General features: G+C 72.7%; 14 protein-coding genes. 3 read left to right on the forward strand and 11 right to left on the reverse strand.

Features of this window, described 5'->3' with window-relative positions; genetic code table 11:
* Nucleotides 1-4 precede the first annotated feature (4 nt).
* The 3 genes from ABTY40_RS27065 to ABTY40_RS27075 form a co-directional block, all read right to left on the reverse strand.
* Nucleotides 5-244, reverse strand: coding sequence for an RNA-binding protein (locus ABTY40_RS27065; RefSeq protein ID WP_005311361.1), 240 nt, complete (start codon nucleotides 242-244; stop codon nucleotides 5-7).
* 2 nt (nucleotides 245-246) lie between these two features.
* Complete coding sequence (rpsP, locus tag ABTY40_RS27070; protein ID WP_309051012.1) at nucleotides 247-690, reverse strand: 30S ribosomal protein S16; 444 nt, start codon at nucleotides 688-690, stop codon at nucleotides 247-249.
* 156 nt (nucleotides 691-846) lie between these two features.
* The gene (locus ABTY40_RS27075) at nucleotides 847-1440 is read right to left on the reverse strand and encodes a hypothetical protein (protein WP_309051013.1); all 594 of its coding nucleotides are present in this window, start codon (nucleotides 1438-1440) and stop codon (nucleotides 847-849) included.
* 372 nt (nucleotides 1441-1812) lie between these two features.
* Between ABTY40_RS27075 and ABTY40_RS27080 the strand changes: the two genes are divergently transcribed.
* Nucleotides 1813-2541 carry a class I SAM-dependent methyltransferase gene (locus ABTY40_RS27080; RefSeq protein ID WP_352061900.1) on the forward strand — a complete coding sequence of 243 codons (729 nt, stop codon included), beginning with the start codon at nucleotides 1813-1815 and terminating at the stop codon, nucleotides 2539-2541.
* Between the two features lie 108 nt (nucleotides 2542-2649).
* On the opposite strand, the gene ftsH is transcribed toward ABTY40_RS27080, so the two are convergent.
* The 6 genes from ftsH to nsdA form a co-directional block, all read right to left on the reverse strand.
* On the reverse strand, nucleotides 2650-4587 hold the full coding sequence (gene ftsH, locus ABTY40_RS27085) for an ATP-dependent zinc metalloprotease FtsH (protein WP_352061901.1): 1938 nt from the start codon (nucleotides 4585-4587) through the stop codon (nucleotides 2650-2652).
* A 165-nt stretch (nucleotides 4588-4752) separates the two neighbouring features.
* A complete protein-coding gene (gene ffh / locus ABTY40_RS27090; RefSeq protein ID WP_352061902.1) occupies nucleotides 4753-6309 on the reverse strand; it encodes a signal recognition particle protein in 1557 nt (518 codons plus the stop codon).
* Nucleotides 6310-6423: 114 nt separating this feature from the next.
* Nucleotides 6424-8910, reverse strand: a complete 2487-nt coding sequence (locus ABTY40_RS27095) for a [protein-PII] uridylyltransferase (RefSeq protein WP_352061903.1) — start codon at nucleotides 8908-8910, stop codon at nucleotides 6424-6426.
* A 142-nt stretch (nucleotides 8911-9052) separates the two neighbouring features.
* On the reverse strand, nucleotides 9053-9391 hold the full coding sequence (locus ABTY40_RS27100; RefSeq protein ID WP_030117734.1) for a P-II family nitrogen regulator: 339 nt from the start codon (nucleotides 9389-9391) through the stop codon (nucleotides 9053-9055).
* Nucleotides 9388-10746, reverse strand: coding sequence for an ammonium transporter (locus ABTY40_RS27105; RefSeq protein WP_352061904.1), 1359 nt, complete (start codon nucleotides 10744-10746; stop codon nucleotides 9388-9390). Before ABTY40_RS27105 ends, ABTY40_RS27100 begins: the two co-directional genes overlap by 4 nt.
* 466 nt (nucleotides 10747-11212) lie before the next feature.
* Entirely contained in the window at nucleotides 11213-12688 is a 1476-nt protein-coding gene (gene nsdA / locus ABTY40_RS27110; RefSeq protein WP_352061905.1) for a transcriptional repressor NsdA, read from the reverse strand.
* Nucleotides 12689-13114: 426 nt separating this feature from the next.
* Between nsdA and ABTY40_RS27115 the strand changes: the two genes are divergently transcribed.
* Nucleotides 13115-13768: a bifunctional DNA primase/polymerase gene (locus ABTY40_RS27115; protein WP_352061906.1), complete on the forward strand. Its 654-nt coding sequence runs from the start codon at nucleotides 13115-13117 to the stop codon at nucleotides 13766-13768.
* A 150-nt stretch (nucleotides 13769-13918) separates the two neighbouring features.
* Here ABTY40_RS27115 and ftsY read toward each other — a convergent pair whose 3' ends face one another.
* On the reverse strand, nucleotides 13919-15145 hold the full coding sequence (gene ftsY, locus ABTY40_RS27120) for a signal recognition particle-docking protein FtsY (RefSeq protein WP_352061932.1): 1227 nt from the start codon (nucleotides 15143-15145) through the stop codon (nucleotides 13919-13921).
* A gap of 91 nt (nucleotides 15146-15236) precedes the next feature.
* Here ftsY and ABTY40_RS27125 point away from each other — a divergent pair, with 91 nt between their 5' ends.
* Nucleotides 15237-16703, forward strand: a complete 1467-nt coding sequence (locus ABTY40_RS27125) for a cytosine permease (RefSeq protein ID WP_352061907.1) — start codon at nucleotides 15237-15239, stop codon at nucleotides 16701-16703.
* Between the two features lie 119 nt (nucleotides 16704-16822).
* Here ABTY40_RS27125 and ABTY40_RS27130 read toward each other — a convergent pair whose 3' ends face one another.
* The gene (locus tag ABTY40_RS27130; protein WP_352061908.1) at nucleotides 16823-18256 is read right to left on the reverse strand and encodes a sugar porter family MFS transporter; all 1434 of its coding nucleotides are present in this window, start codon (nucleotides 18254-18256) and stop codon (nucleotides 16823-16825) included.
* Nucleotides 18257-18295 lie beyond the last annotated feature (39 nt).

The following is an 18295-nucleotide window of genomic DNA, read 5'->3' on the forward strand; positions in this document are numbered from 1 at the left end:
GTGGTCAGCGAACCTGGTCCACGTCGACGAGGTCGACGCGGATGCCGCGGCCGCCGATGGCGCCCACGACGGTGCGCAGCGCACGAGCGGTGCGGCCGTTGCGGCCGATCACCTTACCGAGGTCGTCGGGGTGGACCCGAACCTCGAGCACGCGGCCACGACGCAGGTTGCGCGAGGCGACCTGCACATCGTCGGGATTGTCGACGATGCCCTTCACGAGGTGCTCGAGAGCCTCCTCGAGCATGCTCAGGCCTCGGTCGACTCGGTCGACGCGGCCTCGGCCTCGTCAGCCTTCTTGTCGGCCTTCTTGGCCTTGGGGGTGATGGCCTCACCCTTGTCGTCGCCGCCCTCGAGGGTCTTCGCGAACTCGTCGAACGAGGCGCGCTTCGCCTCCTTGGTGGCCGGGGCCAGCAGCGGCTTCTCCGGGGCCGGCAGGCCCTTGTGCTTCTGCCAGTCGCCGGTGAGCTTCAGGATGGCGAGGACGGGCTCGGTCGGCTGGGCGCCGACGGACAGCCAGTACTGCGCACGCTCGGAGTCGACCTCGATACGCGACGGGTTGTACGTCGGGTGGTAGAGGCCGATCTCCTCGATCGCGCGACCGTCCCGGCGGGTGCGGGAGTCGGCGACGACGATGCGGTAGTGCGGCTGGCGAATCTTGCCGAGGCGCTTGAGCTTGATCTTGACTGCCACTGGAGTGGTGTCTCCTGGTCTTGACGTGGTGGGGCACCACGGGATGCCACGTGGGGTTGCGGTACCCGAATTGCCCGATGGACGCGTCAGCCGGAGGAGAGAGGGGTCCTGTTCGACTGTCGAGTACAGCTAGCCATTGTGCCACACCCGGCCGGGTCAGTTGGCGGCGCCCACCGTCTCCGGGATGCGGAAGGGCTTGCCGCAGCCGCCGCACACGATCGGGGCCTGGGCCAGCACCGAGGGCACCACGCGCACGTTGCGTCCGCAGTCGCAGACGGCCTTGACGCGGACGCCGCCGCCGGAGGAGCCGTGCCGGGCGGCCGGCCCGCGGAAGGTGCGCTTGGTGTCGGCGGCCGTGGCCACCGTGTGGGCCTTGAGGGCGCGCTGGAGCCGTTCGATGGTGGGGCGGTAGCGGCGCCTCGCCTCGGCGTTGAGCGTGACCAGGGAGAAGCCGCTGCTGGGATGTGGCTCCTCGGGATGGTCGAGGCCCATCTCCTCGGCGATCGCCAGGAATCTGCGGTTGTGGTAGCGGCCGGCCCGTGAGGTGTCGCGGACTCCTCGGGCGGCTGCGATGCCGTGGACTGCCTCGTGGAGCAGTCGCTCGAAGGAGAGCTCGGCGCCGCAGGCGGACGAGGACTCTCCGATCAGGGACTCGGGCGCGGCGAGGTCCGGCAGCTCGGGGTGGTGCCGTTGAATGTCGGCCCACGCCTGCGCCAGCTCTGCGGCGAGAACAGGTGGTGTCGTGCTCACGTCGGGTACAACGAGCCGGATCCCTTCCGGGTTCCATTACGGGGCATCCCAAATAATTTGCACGTACCAGTCAGTTGGCCATTGATGCGTCCCGACGAGGGCCAGTGCGCCGATCTGCGGAGAAGGGGCGCAGGGGGCATCAAGCCGGTGCGTAGTGGCGCATACGCCCCGGCGCATATCCACGGGGTGCGCGCCCCCCGCGGGAGTGCGGCGGGTGAAGTGTTGCGGGCACATTACCGGGTCCGCCCGCAAGGCGGCGCACCGGGCCTCCTCCGGACGAATCGGTGCGGTGCCAGGACTGGACGCGGGCGGGGAAGCGCAGTTCCCTGGCTACGGGGGGCTGTCGTTCCGTCACGGATTGGGGCGTTCTCCATGACACCTACGCTCGTCCCGCACCACCCCGCCCGCGACTGGGCCGAGATCCAGGAGCGGATGCTCGTGCCGTTGTACGAGGCGGTCTACGACCGGCTCGGTGTGGGCGCACGGTCCCGGGTGCTCGGCCTCGGCTGCGGTTCGGGCCTCGCGCTGCTGATGGCGGCGGCGCGGGGCGCCTCGGTGACCGGTGTGGACCGGGACCACGCGCGCATGGAGCTGGCCCGGGAGCGGCTGCCGGAGGGGGTGGCGGTCGGCGGGCGGGTGCCCGCGGACGCCGGCCCGTACGACGTGGTGACCGCGTTCGAGGCGACGGACGCGCTGGGTGCGGAGCTCGCCGCGATCACCCGTTCGGCGCAATCCGGTGCGGCGGTCGTGCTGGCGTCGGCGGGTCCGCCGGAGCGGTGTGCGGCGGAGCCGGTGCTGCGGGTCGGGGCGCGCCTCGCGGACCGGTCCCCGGCGGGCCGCCCGGACCTGGACGGCCTGGTGGCGCGGGCGGGGCTGCGCCCCGAGGGCTCGGGCCGGGTGGCGTGCCCGTTCGGTTACGCGGACGGGAGCAGCGCGGTGCGCGGCCTGCTGTCGACGGGGGCCTTCGACGAGGCGGTGCGGGCGACGGACCTGGCGCAGGTGGAGAAGGAGATCGAGGAGGCCCTCGCCCCGTACGTCCGCGCGGACGGCACGGTGTGGATGCCGAACGTCTTCCGGTACGTGATCGCCCGGGTGCCGTGACCGGGGGCCGGCGGGAGCGTGGTGCCCGTACGGCTCCGGGCACCGGCCTCACCGTCCGCCCCCGGGCCCTTCGCCCCTCCCCCGCACCACCCGGCGGTCCGGGGCGGCTCACTCCTCCGCGCCGAGGGCTCGCTCCGGGGTCGTGCGGGGAAGGCCCGCGGCGCGGTAGGCGTCGGCCTCCTCGAGGGTTTCGTGGGCGAGGAGGGCCTCGGCGAGGGCGTCGAGACGGTCGCGGTGTTCGCGGAGCTGTCGGACCGCGCTCTCGTAGCACTCGTCGACGATGCGGCGCATCTCCTCGTCGACGGTGTCGAGGGTGGTGGGGGCCGCGGAGAGGCCGTACGCCTGCTGGGTGTCGCCGGGGATGACGGTGAGGCGGCCGACGCGGGCGCTCATGCCCCAGCGGCCGGCCATGCCGCGGGCGATGCGGGTGACCTGTTCGAGGTCGCTCTCGGCTCCGGTGGTGACGACGCCGAAGACGACCTGTTCGGCGGCCATGCCGCCGAGGGCGCCGATGATCCGGCCGCGCAGGTACTCCTCGGTGTAGGCGTACTTGTCGGCGTCGGGGGTGGAGAGCGTGACGCCGAGGGCGCGGCCGCGCGGCACGATGGTGATCTTGCGGACGGGGTCGGCGCCGGGCTGGAGCATGCCGAGGAGGGCGTGGCCGCTCTCGTGGTAGGCGGTGCGGCGGCGTTCCTCCAGGGGCATGACGAGGGGGCGTTCGGCGCCGAGCTGGACCTTCTCCAGGGCGTCGGAGAGGTCGGTCCGGGTGACGGCCTCGCGGTCGCGTTTGACGGCGAGGAGCGCGGCCTCGTTGGCGAGGTTGGCGAGTTCGGCGCCGGTCATGCCGGGGGTGGTGCGGGCGACCTGGGCGAGGTCGACGTCCTGGGCGAGCGGGATCTCGCGGGTGTGGATGCGGAGGATGGCCTCGCGGCCGCCGCGGTCGGGCGGGTTGACGTGGACGATGCGGTCGAAGCGGCCGGGGCGGGTGAGGGCGGGGTCGAGGACGTCGGCGCGGTTGGTGGCGGCGAGGACGATGACGCCCTCGGATCCGGTGAACCCGTCCATCTCGGTGAGGATCTGGTTGAGGGTCTGTTCGCGTTCGTCGTGGCCGCCCATGCCGGCGCCGCCGCCGCGGGCGCGGCCGATGGTGTCGATCTCGTCGATGAAGATGATGGCGGGGGCGACCTTGCGGGCCTCGGCGAAGAGTTCGCGGACGCGGGAGGCGCCGACGCCGACGATCATCTCGATGAACTCGGAGGCGGAGGCGGAGAAGAAGGGCACCTGGGCCTCTCCGGCGACGGCCCGGGCGAGGAGGGTCTTGCCGGTGCCGGGTGGTCCGGCGAGGAGGACGCCGCGGGGCATCTTGGCGCCCATGGCGCGGTAGGCGTCGGGGTGTTGGAGGAAGTCGACGACGTCGTTGAGTTCGCCCTCCACCTCGTCGATGCCGGCGACGTCGGCGAAGGTGGTGCGCCGGCCGCTCTCCAGCTCGACGGGTTTCGGCGGCTGCTTGCGGCCGAGCATGCCGCCCGCGCCGCCCATGCCGGCGCTCATCCGGCGGGCGATGAAGACCCACAGGAGGACGAGGAGCAGCATCGGCGCGAGGGAGATGAGGAGGTTGGCGAGGAAGGAGCGTTCCTGGACGACCGGCCGGGCGGTGACGGTGACCTTCTGCTTCGTGAGCTGGGCCCAGAGGTCGTCGTCGGCGAAGGCGGGCCGCTGGGTGCGGAACTTCGTGTAGTCGCCCTCGCCGTCGGGGACGGGCTGTCTGTTCTTGAGGGTGCCCTGGATGGCGTCGCCCTTGGAGTAGAGGGTGGTGACGTTGCCGGCGGCGACCTGTCTGCTGAACTCGGTGTACGAGATCGTGGGGCCGTCGCCCTCGTTGAAGAACGAGAGCACCAGGTTGGTGACGAGGTAGACGGCGAGGGCGGTGAGGACGAGGCTGCCCCAGCCGCCGGGCATCTTCCGCTTGGGGGGCGGGGGCGGCGGTGCCCCTTCCGAGCGCCAGGGCTGGTCGGTCCGGTCGCGCGGGGGTACGGGGTTGGCCACGTGGCTCTCCTCGGGGCGGCTGTCGCCCCCAGTATCGACAGATCGGGGCGAAAGCGGCATCACGGGCGATCCGGAGGGACGAAAAAGGGCCCGGGCGGTCGTCTCCGTACCGCTCCGGGCCCCTGCCCTCGTGAAACGTCCGGGCCAGGGTGGCCCCCTGCCGGATCAGCCCATGAACTTCTTGAACTCGTCCGGGAGCTCGAAGTCCTGCGGGGTCTGGCCGGCGGCCGGGAGGCCGAACGCGCCGCCCTGCTGGGCGGCCTGCTCGCGGCGCTCGGCGGCGGCCTGCTCCTCGGCCTTCCGCTTCATCGGGTTGCCGCTCTTGCGCTTGCCCTTGGCCTGCTTGACCTGCTTCTTCTGGCGGCCGGGGCCGCCACCCATGCCCGGGATGCCGGGCATGCCGGGCAGGCCGCCGCCCTGGGCCATGCGGGACATCATCTTGCGGGCCTCGAAGAACCGCTCGACCAGGCCCTTCACGGCGCTGACCTCGACACCGGAGCCCTTGGCGATACGGGCCCGGCGGGAGCCGTTGATGATGGTCGGGTCCTGGCGCTCGGCCGGGGTCATCGACTTGATGATGGCGGCGGTGCGGTCGACGTCCCGCTCGTCGATGTTGTTGATCTGCTCCTTCATCTGGGCCATGCCGGGCAGCATGCCGAGGAGCTTGGAGATGGAGCCCATCTTGCGGACCTGCTCCATCTGGGCGAGGAAGTCGTCGAGGGTGAACTCCTGGCCCTTCTTCGACGCGAGCTTGGAGGCCATCTTGGCGGCCTCGTCCTCGTCGAAGGTCTGCTGGGCCTTCTCGATGAGCGAGAGCATGTCGCCCATGCCGAGGATGCGGGACGCCATGCGGTCCGGGTGGAACGCGTCGAAGTCGTCCAGCTTCTCGCCGTTGGAGGCGAACATGATCTGCTTGCCGGTGACGTGCGCGATGGAGAGCGCGGCACCACCGCGGGCGTCGCCGTCGAGCTTGGAGAGGACGACGCCGTCGAAGCCGACGCCGTCGCGGAAGGCCTCGGCGGTGTTGACCGCGTCCTGACCGATCATGGCGTCGACGACGAAGAGGATCTCGTCGGGGTTGACGGCGTCGCGGATGTCCGCGGCCTGCCGCATCAGCTCCTGGTCGATGCCGAGGCGGCCGGCGGTGTCGACGATGACGACGTCGTACAGCTTGGTCCGCGCGTACTCGACGGAGTCCTTCGCGACCTGGACCGGGTCACCGACGCCGTTGCCGGGCTGCGGGCCGTAGAAGGCGACGCCGGCGCGGTCGGCGACGACCGAGAGCTGGTTGACGGCGTTGGGGCGCTGGAGGTCGCAGGCGACGAGCAGCGGGGAGTGGCCCTGGCCCTTGAGCCAGAGGCCGAGCTTTCCGGCGAGCGTGGTCTTACCGGCGCCCTGGAGACCGGCGAGCATGATCACGGTGGGGCCGGACTTGGCGAAGCGCAGACGGCGGGTCTCGCCGCCGAGGATCCCGACCAGCTCGTCGTTGACGATCTTGATGACCTGCTGCGACGGGTTCAGGGCCTTGGAGACCTCTGCGCCGAGGGCCCGCTCCTTGACGTTCTTGATGAACGCGCGGACGACCGGGAGGGCGACGTCCGCCTCGAGGAGTGCGATACGGATTTCCCGGGCCGCGCTGTCGATGTCCTGCTCGGAAAGGCGACCCTTGCCCCGGAGGCTCTTGAAAGTCGCGCTCAGGCGGTCGGAGAGAGTATCGAACACGGCGCTCGTCGGTCCTTGAGGTCGGGGGCAGAGAATCGCCCTCCAGGGTATCCGGCCCGCCGCGTGAATCGTCCCTGCCCACCGGATCGGCCGCCCGGCGGCGCAGCCGGCGGCTCACCCCAGGGCCTTCTCCAGCGCCCGGGCGAGGTCGGCCGCCTCCCCGTCCGTGAGGAGCGTGCCGTCGGGGCGGGTCACGTACAGGGTGTCGACGGCGTTGGCGCCGAGCGTGGAGACGTGGGCGCTGCGGACCCGTACCGCCGCTCCCTCCAGGGCGCGGCCGATGCGGTGGAGGAGTCCGGGGGCGTCCTGGGCGCGGACCTCCAGGACGGTGGCGAGGCGGGATCCGGCGGGGGCGACGGTGACGCGGGGCGGCGGGGCCTGGACGCCGCGGCGCCGCGGGTAGGCGGCCTCGCGTTCGGCGAGGCGGGCGGCGATGTCGAGGGTGCCGTCGAGGGCGCGGACGAGGTCGGCGCGCAGGCGGTGGGCCTGGGGCAGGGAGCCGTACTCGGCGGCGACGCGCCAGTCGAGGACCAGGACGGAGCGGTCGCCGGACCCGGCGCCCGGCCCGTCGCCGGGTCCGGTGGCGAGCCCGTCCGGGAGGCGTACGGCCCGCAGGTCGGCGGCGCGCACGGTGAGGCGGTGCAGGGCGAGGACGCCGGCGACGGCGGGGAGCACGCCGGGCTGGTCCGGCATGGCGATGACGAGTTCGACGCCGACGGGCTCGGGTTCGTCGGGGTCGAGGGGCTGGTCCTCGCGGGTGTGCAGGGCGAGGACGGGTTCGCCGGTGCGCAGGGCCTCGACGGCGAGGCGTTCCTGCGCGGCGCTGGGGGCGGCGGCCTCGGGGTCGGGCAGGGGTTCGCCCGCGAGAACGCCGGCGACGCGTGCGACGAGGTCGTCGACGAGGAGCGCGCGCCAGGAGGACCAGGCGGCGGGTCCGGTGGCGAGGGCGTCGGCCTCGGTGAGGGCGTGCAGGAGTTCCAGCGTCCCGTAGGTGCCCACGGCGGTGGCGACGGCCCGGACGGTGGCGGGGTCGTCCAGGTCGCGGCGGGTGGCGGTGTCGACGAGGAGGAGGTGGTGGCGTACGAGGGTGGCGAGGGTGGCGGTGTCGGTGCGGTCGAAGCCGACGCGGGCGGCGAGGTCGCGGGCGATGGTCTCCCCGGCGACGGAGTGGTCGCCGGGCCAGCCCTTGCCGATGTCGTGGAGGAGGGCGGCGACGAGGAGGAGGTCGGGCCGGCCGACGCGGCGGGTGAGGGAGGCGGCGCGGACCGCGGTCTCCACGAGGTGGCGGTCGACGGTCCAGGTGTGGACGGGGTTGCGCTGGGGGCGGTGGCGGACCCGGTCCCAGTCGGGCAGGAGGCGGGTGACGAGCCCCTCCGCCTCCAGCGCCTCCCAGACCGGGACGGCGGGCGGCCCGGCGCCGAGGAGGGTGACGAGTTCCTCCCGGGCCTCGGCGGGCCAGGGCACGGGGAGGGGAGCCGCGGTGGCGGCGAGGTGGCGTACGGCGTGCGGGGAGAGCGGCAGTCCGGCCTGGGCGGCCGCGGCGGCGGCGCGCAGCGGCAGCACCGGGTCGCGTTCGGGGCGTGCGGTGCGGGCGAGGACGGCCTCGCCGTCCATCTCCACGACGCCCTCGGCGAGGGGGGTGCGTTCGGCGGGCGGTTTCCCCGCCGTGGAACGGCCGCCGAAGACGGCCCGGAGGCGGGGGCGTGCGGTGCGGGCCTTGAGGACGCGGGCGACGGCGCGCCAGGTGACGTCGGAGGCGTACGCGACGGTGCCGGCGGCTTCGTACACCTCGCGGAGCAGGGTGTCGGCGTCGAGGAGGCCGAGGGTGCGGGCGACGGCGTCCTGTTCCTGCAGGGCGAGCCGGTCGGTGGCGCGGCCGGTGGTGAGGTGGAGGGCGTCGCGGGCGTCGAGGAGGCGGCGGCGGGCGGCGTCGAGGCCGTCGCGGGGGGCGTCGGCGAGCCAGGAGGCGGCGACGGCGCGGAGGGCCTGGGTGTCGCGGAGGCCGCCGCGGGCCTCCTTGAGGTCGGGTTCGAGGAGGAAGCGGAGTTCGCCGGAGCGTTCGGCGCGTTCGCGGCAGAGCGCGGCGAGTTCGGGCAGCCGGCGGGTGGCCTGGTCGCGCCAGTCGGCGAGGACGGTGGTCCGCAGGGCGGTGACGAGCGCGGTGTCGCCGGCGAGGGGGCGCGCGTCGAGGAGGCCGAGGTGGGCCTTGAGGTCGCCGGCGGCGGTGGCGCGGGCCTCGCCGGGGGTGCGGACGGAGTGGTCGAGGGCGATGCCGAGGTCCCAGACGGGGTACCAGACGCGGTCGGCGAGGGCGGCGACGGCGGTCTTGTCGGCGGTGCCGTCGTGGAGCAGGAGGAGGTCGAGGTCGCTGCGCGGGGAGAGTTCGCCGCGGCCGTAACCGCCGACGGCGACGAGGGCGGTGCCGGGCGGCGGGGCGGCGGCGGTGAAGAGGCCGGTGAGCCAGTCGTCGGTGAGGCGGGCGAGGGCGGCGCGGCGCGGGGGGCCCGGCCGCTCCTTCTCCGCGAGGAGGAGCTGCCGGGCCGCCGCGTACCGGCCGGGTCCCGGGTCGTCGGTCTGCGTGCGCGTGTCGGGGTTCGTCACCCGGCGGCTCCCGTCCGTGTGTGCCGTGCCTGGGTCCGGTGCGGCGGTCCCGGGCGAGGTGCCCGGGCCCGTGCGGTGGCGATGCCGCGCCGCCCGCTGTCGTACGCCTCGTGTGCGCGGAGGTGCGTGCCGCGCGGCGCTGCTACAGGGCGTCGGGCCCGCGTTCGCCGGTGCGGACGCGGACGGCCGTGTCGACCGGGACGCTCCACACCTTGCCGTCGCCGATCTTGCCGGTGCGGGCGGCCTTCACGACGACCTCGATGAGCTGTTCGGCGTCCTCGTCCTCGACCAGGACCTCGATACGGATCTTGGGGACGAGGTCGACGGTGTACTCGGCGCCGCGGTAGACCTCGGTGTGGCCGCGCTGGCGTCCGTAGCCGCTGGCCTCGGTGACGGTGAGGCCGTGGACCCCGAAGGCCTGGAGGGCCTCCTTGATCTCGTCGAGCCGGTGCGGCTTGACGACCGCGGTGATGAGCTTCATGCGTCCACCTTCTTGTTCTGCGTGACGGCCGGGGCGGGTGCGGCGGTGGTGGTGGCGGTGGTACGGGGGGCGGTGCCGCCGCCGGCGCCGCTGAAGTCGTAGGCGGTCTCGGCGTGCTCGACCTGGTCGATGCCGGAGACCTCGTCGTCCTCGCTGACCCGCATGCCCATCGTCCTGTCGATGACGAGGGCGAGGACCGCGGAGACGATCAGGGAGTAGGCGAGGACGGCGAAGACGCCGACGGCCTGCTTGCCGAGTTGTTCCAGGCCGCCACCGTAGAAGAGGCCCTTGGCGTCGGACTGGACGCCGCCGGTGGCGAAGAAGCCGACGAGGAGGGAGCCGATGACGCCGCCGACGAGGTGGACGCCGATGACGTCGAGGGAGTCGTCGTAGCCGAGCTTGTACTTGAGGCCGACGGCCATGGCGCAGACGAGGCCGGCGACGGCGCCGATGGCGATCGCGCCGAGCGGGGAGCAGGAGCCGCCCGCGGGGGTGATGGCGACGAGGCCGGCGACGGCGCCGGAGGCGGCGCCGAGGGTGGTGAAGGCGCCGTGGCGGAGCTTCTCGTAGGCGAGCCAGGCGAGCATGGCGGCGGCGGTGGCCACCTGGGTGTTGACGAACATGACGGCGCCGACGCCGTCGTCGTTGCCGAGCCAGGAGCCGGCGTTGAAGCCGAACCAGCCGAACCAGAGCAGGCCGGCGCCGAGCATGACGAGCGGCAGGCTGTGCGGCCGCATCGGGTCCTTCTTGAATCCGACGCGCTTGCCGATGACGAGGATGACGCCGAGGGCGGCGGCGCCCGCGTTGATGTGGACGGCGGTGCCGCCGGCGAAGTCGATGACGCCCATCTCGAACAGCCAGCCGCCGGCGCCCCAGACCCAGTGGGCGACGGGGAAGTAGACGACGGTGGCCCAGAGGGCGACGAAGAGGGCCCAGGCGGTGAACTTGACCCGGTCGGCGAGGGCGCCGCTGATGAGCGCGGGGGTGAGGACGGCGAACATCAGCTGGAAGACGGCGAAGACGTAGACCGGGATGGTGTAGCCGTCCCAGAGTTCGGTGACGCCGATGCCGCTGAGGCCGAGGTAGTCCGGGGACCAGCCGATGACGGACCCGATGTCGGTGCCGAAGGCGAGGCCGAAGCCGTAGAGCACCCACAGGACGGTGACGATCCCGAGGCTGATGAAGCTCATCATCAGCATGTTCAGGGTGGATTTGACGCGGACCATGCCTCCGTAGAAGAAGGCGAGCGCCGGGGTCATCAGCATGACCAGGGCGGAGCAGATGAGCATGAACCCGGTGTTGGCGGCGGACAGCGCGGGGGCGTCCGCTGCCAGGGTCGTGACGGCTGGTGCCATCGGCGTCTCCTCGTCGTCGGTGCGGCCTGTGCGGGGCGGGGCCGGGGAGCGGCCGGCCGTGAGGGTGGCCGGTTATGGGCCCTGAGGTTGGCGCAGCGCGGTTTCGGCCGATGCCGCCCGATGTTTCGGAGCGGTGACGAAGGGGTGGGGCGTGTTACGCGGCCGTGAACGCCTGGGTCACGGCGAGGTCACGGGCGTACCCTGCGCGCGGCAGGCCGGTGCGGGACGTGCGGCGGGGTCGTACGGCGGCTCCCGTACAGCGGTTCTCGTACGGGAGCCGCCGTACGGGCGGGGTGGCCGGATCGGGCGGAATCGGGCTCGGGGGTCCCGCGGGCCACGCGGCCCCGCGTCCGGGACGCGGACCGGCCGCGCCCTGGTCCGTGTGTCCTGTGCGGCGGGGGAGCCGAGTCGGGCAGTACGGGACGCGGGGCGCGGCCGGGGTCGGGGGGCTCGCGGGGAGCGGGGGTCAGACCGCTTCGGCGGCCTCGGGCAGGAGCTGGGTGAGGCGGTCGGTGAGCTGGACGACCTCGGCGACGTCGCCGAAGTCGCGCGCGGCGGTGTCCACGGTCTTGCGGAGCCGGTTGTTGACCCGCTCGGAGCGGATGCTCTTGGCGACGCCGAGCGCCTTCTCCGCCAGCACGACGGACTGCTCGGGCTCGCGCTTGAGGAGGTGGACGGTGGCCATGCCGATGAGGTTGAGGGCGTAGGACCGCTGGTGGCCGGGGTCCTTCTCGAAGAGTTCGACGGCCCGCTCCATCACGGGTTCCGCGAGGGAGGCGTAGGTCGGGGAGCGCCCGGCGACGTAGGCGAGGTCGCGGTAGGAGTGGGAGTTCTCGCCGTTGAGCTCGGCCTCCGTGAAGAAGGCGATCCAGTCGGGCTCCGGTTCGCCGTCGAGGCCCACGTCGGCGAAGGTGTCCTCGGCCATGCGGACGGCCCGCTTGCACTTGGACGGCTGGCCCATGTTGGCGTAGGCGCGGGCCTCCATCGCGTACAGCATGGCCTGGGTGCGCGGGGTGGCGCAGTCGCGGCTGCCGTACTGGGCGAGGTGGATGAGTTCGAGGGCGTCGTCGGGCCGGCCGAGGTGGATCATCTGGCGGCTCATGGAGGAGAGGATGTACGAGCCGAGGGGCTTGTCGCCGGCTTCCTTGGCGGCGTGCAGGGCGAGCACGAAGTACTTCTGGGCGGTGGGCTGGAGGCCCACGTCGTAGCTCATCCAGCCGGCGAGTTCGGCGAGTTCGGCGGCGCAGCGGAAAAGGCGCCGGGCGGTGGCGGCCGGCTGGGGTTCCTGGAGGAGGTCGGTGACCTCGTGGAGCTGTCCGACGACGGCCTTGCGGCGCAGTCCGCCGCCGCACTGGGCGTCCCAGGTGCGGAACATGGCGGTGGTCGACTCGAGCAGGTCGAGTTCGATGTCGGAGAGCCGGTGGGGCCGGTGCGCGTCGGGTGCGGGCGCGGGGCGCCCGGGGTCGCCCGCCGGGGTGGGGACGAGCCAGCGCTGCATGGGCTCGATGAGGGCGGGGCCGGCGGCGAGCGAGAGCGAGGAGCCGAGGAAGCCGCGGCGGGCGAGCATGAGGTCGCTGCGGGAGAACTCGCTGAGCAGGGCGACGGTCTGCGGGCCGGCCCAGGGCAGGTCGACGCCGGAGACGGACGGGGACTGGTGGGCGGTGCGCAGACCGAGGTCCTCGACGGCGACGACCGAGCCGAAGCGTTCGGAGAAGAGTTCGGACAGGATGCGCGGGATGGGTTCGCGGGGCTGTTCGCCGTCGAGCCAGCGGCGTACGCGGGAGGTGTCGGTGGAGATGTGGTGCGCGCCCATCTGGCGGGCCCTGCGGTTGACCTGGCGCGCCAGTTCGCCCTTCGACCAGCCGCTGCGCACGAACCAGGAGCTCAGCCGCTCGTTCGGGCGCTTGCCGGCAGTCGTACCGTCTGCGCCGTTGCCGCCCACTGGAACGCCCCCATCCACCTGATCGCCTGTCGTGCGAAGCCTTACCAGAATGCCGCGTCCCACGACATCCGTCCGGCGTTCTCACTCCTTCGGGCGGGAAACCGGCTTGCCTCCGGCATACCCGCCGCGCACACGCCTTCCTGCATCCGAGTACCGAAAGTAATCCTACGATCACCCCTCCGGCGAGGCCGTGACAAGAAACGCCACCATTCGCCACCCCTTCGAATGAACTCACCGGGCGGGGAACGCGATTCACTTGACATGCGACGAACCGGAGTCGGCGGACAGGAGCGCGCCGGGGCGCGTGTCGCGGTCCGCACCACCCCGTCCGCGCCACCGCGCCGCTTTCGGCGACGGAGGGTGACGGTGCGCGACGGCGGTGCTCCGGGTCGTAACCACCGGCGCGCTGGACCCGTTGGAGGGGGCATGGGCTTCACGATCGGCGGCATTCGCGAGATGCGGTCCGGCTCGCGTCGCCGCGTACGCACCACGGAGTGCACAGCGGTGGCCGAGTACACCGGACTCTGGGGCTGGGACGTCGTTCCCGGCGCGCGGGCGGCCTCCGGCCGGTGCTCCTGCGGCGACGGGAGCTGTACGGCTCCGGGGGCGCACCCGCTGTCCTTCGCCGAGCCGGTGCCCGCGGGCGCCGCGCTGGAGGACGCGACCAGGGCGTGGTCCGCGTACCCGGGGGCGGCGCTGATGCTCCCGGTCGGGCGCGCCTTCGACGTGATCGAGGTCGCGGAGCCGGCGGGGCGGCGGGCGCTGGTGCGTCTGGAGCGCATGGGGCTGCCGCTGGGGCCGGTGTGCGTGACGCCGGCGGGACGGGCGCAGTTCTTCGTGGCGCCGGGGGCGGCGGCCGAGCTGCCGCGCCTGCTGTACCGGATGGGCTGGGACGACGCGGAGCTGGATCTGCACGGGCTGGGGCCGGGGCGGTACATCACCGCTCCCCCGTCGGACCGGGGCGGTCTCGGCCCGGTGCGCTGGCTGCGGCCGCCGACGCTGGACACGGCCGGGGCGCCGCCGCAGGCGCGGCTGCTGCTCGGCACCCTGGCGTACATCTGCCACCGCACCCACCGCTGAACGCGCCCGGCGCTCCCGGGGACGTACGCGAAAGGGCCCCCGCCACGGACGGCGGGGGCCCTTTCGCGCGGGGTCGGCGCGGGCCTTTCGGAGCGGGCCCTTCCCCGTGGCCGTCGCCCGGGGGCGCGCCCTCGGGCCGGCCCCCGGGTGTCAGTCGCCGATCAGGGCGTCGACGAAGGCGCCCGGCTCGAAGGGGGCCAGGTCGTCCGGGCCCTCGCCCAGGCCGATGAGCTTGACGGGGACGCCCAGCTCGCGCTGGACGGCGATGACGATGCCGCCCTTGGCGGTGCCGTCGAGCTTGGTCAGGACGATGCCGGTGATGTCGACGACCTCGGCGAAGACGCGGGCCTGGATGAGGCCGTTCTGGCCGGTGGTGGCGTCGAGGACGAGGAGGACCTCGTCGAGCGGGCCGTGCTTCTCGACCACGCGCTTGACCTTGCCGAGCTCGTCCATGAGACCGGTCTTGGTGTGGAGGCGGCCGGCGGTGTCGATGAGGACGACGTCGGCCTTCTCCGCGATGCCCTCCTTGACCGCGTCGTACGCGATGGAGGCCGGGTCGCCGCCCTCGGGACCGCGCACGGTACGGGCGCCGACGCGCTCGCCCCAGGTCTGGAGCTGGTCGGCCGCGGCGGCGCGGAAGGTGTCGGCGGCGCCGAGGACGACGGACCTGCCGTCGGCGACGAGGACGCGGGCCAGCTTGCCGGTGGTGGTGGTCTTGCCGGTGCCGTTGACGCCGACGACCATCACGACGCCGGGGGTGTCCGCGGCGCTCTCGGTGTGCACGGTCCGGTCGAGGTCCGGGCCGAGGAGGGTGATCAGCTCCTCGCGCAGCAGGCCGCGCAGCTCCTCGGGGGTGCGGGTGCCGAGGACCCGGACGCGCTCGCGCAGGCGCTCGACGAGTTCCTGGGTGGGGGCGACGCCGACGTCGGCGGTCAGCAGGGTCTCCTCGATCTCCTCCCAGGTGTCCTCGTCCAGGTGCTCGCGGGACAGCAGCGTGAGCAGTCCCTTGCCGAGCGAGTTCTGGGAGCGGGCGAGGCGGGCCCGGAGCCGTACGAGGCGGCCGGCGGTGGGCTCGGGGACCTCGATCTCGGGCGCCGGGGGCTCGGCGACGACGGGGTCCTCGACGGCGGTCGGCGTCTCGACGGCCTCCTCGGCGGTGGGGAGGCCGACCTCCTCGACGGTGCGGCGCGGTTCTTCCCGCGGCGTCTCCGCCTCGTCGCCGACGTGCGGCTCGGCGGGCGGAGCGGTGAGGGGCGGCGTGGTGGACGGCGGCTCGGCCGGCGGCAGCTGCTTCTTCTTGCGGCCGCTGATCACGAGCCCGCTGGTCACGGCGACCGCGACCACGGCGATGACGACGGCAAGGATGAGGATTTCGATTCCCATAACCTGTCCAGTATCGGCCACGACGGCGTCTTCGGCGGAGCACGTACGCTGGGTGGGTCCCCCCACCTCTGCACGGAGTACCCCCATGCCCCACGCCTCCGACGCCGAAGGCGCCTCCCCCGACAAGGCCCTGGAGACCCGAGGTCTCGAACCGGTCCCCGACGACGAGCGGACCGGCCGGGTCCGCGGCCTCTTCCCGACCTGGGTCGCGGCCAACATCAGTGTGCTGCTGCTCACGATGGGTGCCGGCTTGATCGTCTTCAACGGCCTGAACTTCTGGCAGGTGCTGGTCGTGGCCGCGGCCGCGCCCGTCCTGTCGTACGGGATCGTCGGTCTCATCTCGATCGCCGGCAAGCGGGGCGGAGCGCCCGGCATGGCGCTGTCGCGGGCCGTGTTCGGCCAGCGCGGAAACCTTTTTCCCGGGTCGCTGATCTGGGTGGCCCGCTGGGGCTGGGAGACGATCAACGCGGTGACCGGCGCCTACGCGGTGCTGACCGTCCTGGACCTGCTGTTCGGTGTGAAGTCGAACACCTTCCTCATCGTGGTCACCCTGCTGGCGTTCGTCACGTGCACCTTCCTCGTCTCGGGCCTGGGGATCAACGCGCTGCGGGTGTGCAGCACCTGGTCCACCTACCTCTTCGGCGCGTTCTCCGTGCTGGTCCTGGTGCACCTGGTGGCGAACACCGACTGGGCGGCGGTCTTCGACAAGCCGGCCGGTTCGACGGCGATGATGATCGCGGGCATCGGCACGATCGCGGCCGGTGGCATCAGCTGGGTGCCCTCAGGCCCCGACTTCACCCGCTACCTGCCCCGGACGGCCTCCTCGAAGGCGATGGTCGCCACGACGGTCGGCGGCGCCGGGATCGTGGTGCTGCCGATGGTGCTGATGGGCGCGGTGATGGCGGTCGCCACGCCGGACCTGGCCTCGGCGCAGGACCCGGTCTCGTTCATCGGCGAGCTGCTGCCGGCGTGGATCTCGGTGCCCTACCTGCTGATCGCCCTAATCGGCATGCTGCTGATCAACTCGATGTCGATGTACTCGGCCGGGTTCACGGCGCAGACGCTCGGCATCAAGGTGTCGCGGGCGGCGGCGGTGAGTGTGAACGCCGTGATCAGCCTCGTCTTTGGGTTCCTGCTGATGGTGGTGGCGACCAGCTTCATCGGGTCGTTCATCTCCTTCCTGACGCTGCTCGCGGTGGCCTTCTCGGCGTGGATCGGCGTCTTCGGCGTGGACATGCTGCGCCGGAGGTCGTACGACGCGGAGGCGCTGATGGACACCGGGCGCACCAGTGGCTACTGGTACCGGGGCGGTTTCGCCTGGCAGGCGATGACGGCCTGGGGCGTGGCGCTGGTGGTCGGGCTGCTCTTCACGAAGGTGGACTGGTTCTCCGGTCCGCTGGCCTCGTCGTGGATCGGTGAGAACGGTCTCGGCTGGGCGGTGACGATCCTGGTGGCCGGTGTGCTGTACGCGGTGCTGCCGCGGACGCCCGCCGTGGACGGCCGCGTCGACGGGGAGCCGGTCGCCGGGGAGCGGGCGCCCGCGTCCGTGTGATGTCCGCCCGTACGGCACCGTGAGGTCCGTACGGGAGCGCCGGTGGCAACGGCACTGCCCCGGTCCGTGGCGTGAGCCTCGGACCGGGGCAGTCGTCGTGAGGAGAGGGGCAGCGGGGTTTAGCCCATCTCCTCCAACGCCTTGCCCTTGGTCTCCTTGACGTACCGGAGCACGAAGGGGATCGAGAGCACGGCGAAGACCGTGTAGATGATGTAGGTGCCGGACAGGTTCCAGTCGGCGAGGGACGGGAAGCTGGCGGTGATGGCCCAGTTGGCGATCCACTGGGCGGAGGCGGCGACGCCGAGGGCGGCGGCGCGGATGCGGTTGGGGAACATCTCGCCGAGGAAGACCCAGACCACGACGCCCCAGGAGAGGGCGAAGAAGAGGACGAAGACGTGGGCGGCGACGAGCGCCACGACGCCCTGCGTCTCGGGCAGCTTGCCGTCGACGAGGTCGGCGGAGAAGGCCCAGGCCTCGAACGCGAGGGCGATGGCCATGCCGGCGGAGCCGACGAGGGCGAGCGGCCTGCGGCCGACCCGGTCGACGAGGACCATCGCGATCACGGTGCCGACGATGTTGATGATCGACGTGGTGAACGAGTAGAAGAACGAGCCGGACGGGTCGATGCCCACGGACTGCCAGAGGGTCGCCGAGTAGTAGAAGGCGACGTTGATGCCGACGAGCTGCTGGAAGACCGAGAGGCCGATGCCGACCCAGACGATGGGCAGCAGCTTGAACCGGGCGCCGGCGGCGAACAGGTCCCTGAAGGTGGACTTGTGCTCGCTGCGCATGGCCCGCTCGATCTCGGCGACGCGGCGGTCGAGGTCGACGCCGTGGCCCTCGACCTCGGCGAGGACCTCCTTGGCCCGGTCCTTGCGGCCGACGGAGATGAGGAAGCGCGGCGACTCGGGGATGGCGAAGGAGAGCAGCCCGTAGAGGAGGGCGGGGACGACCATCACGCCGAGCATCCACTGCCAGGCCTCCAGGCCGCCGATCTCGCCGCGCTGGTCGCCGTCGGCGAGCTGGAGGATGCCGTAGTTGACCAGCTGGGAGATGGCGATGCCGATGACGATCGCGGCCTGCTGGAAGGAGCCGAGACGGCCGCGGTAGGCGGCGGGGGCGACCTCGGCGATGTAGGCGGGGCCGATCACGGAGGCCATGCCGATGGCGAAGCCGCCGACGACCCGCCAGAAGGCGAGGTCCCAGAGGGCGAAGGGGAGCGCCGAGCCGACGGCGCTGACGGAGAAGAGGACGGCGGCGATCTGCATGCAGCGGATGCGGCCGATGCGGTCGGCGATGCGCCCGGCGGTGGCGGCGCCGATGGCACAGCCGATGAGGGCGATCGCGATGACCTGCGCGAGGGTTCCGGAGCCGATGTCGTAGCGGTCGCGGATGGCCTCGACCGCGCCGTTGATGACGGAGCTGTCGTAGCCGAAGAGGAAACCGCCCATCGCGGCCGAGGCCGTGATGAAGATGACGTGGCCGAGGTGGTCCGGATGGGCCGCCCGGCCTTCGGACGGCGGCGGCGTGGGCGCCTGCGCGGTGCTGGTCACATGGACTCCTCGGTGGGGGATAGCCCTTCCAGTGGCGCA

This window comes from Streptomyces sp. NPDC126503 (genome assembly GCF_040302405.1).
GTDB classification, from domain to species: Bacteria; Actinomycetota; Actinomycetes; order Streptomycetales; family Streptomycetaceae; genus Streptomyces; species Streptomyces gulbargensis.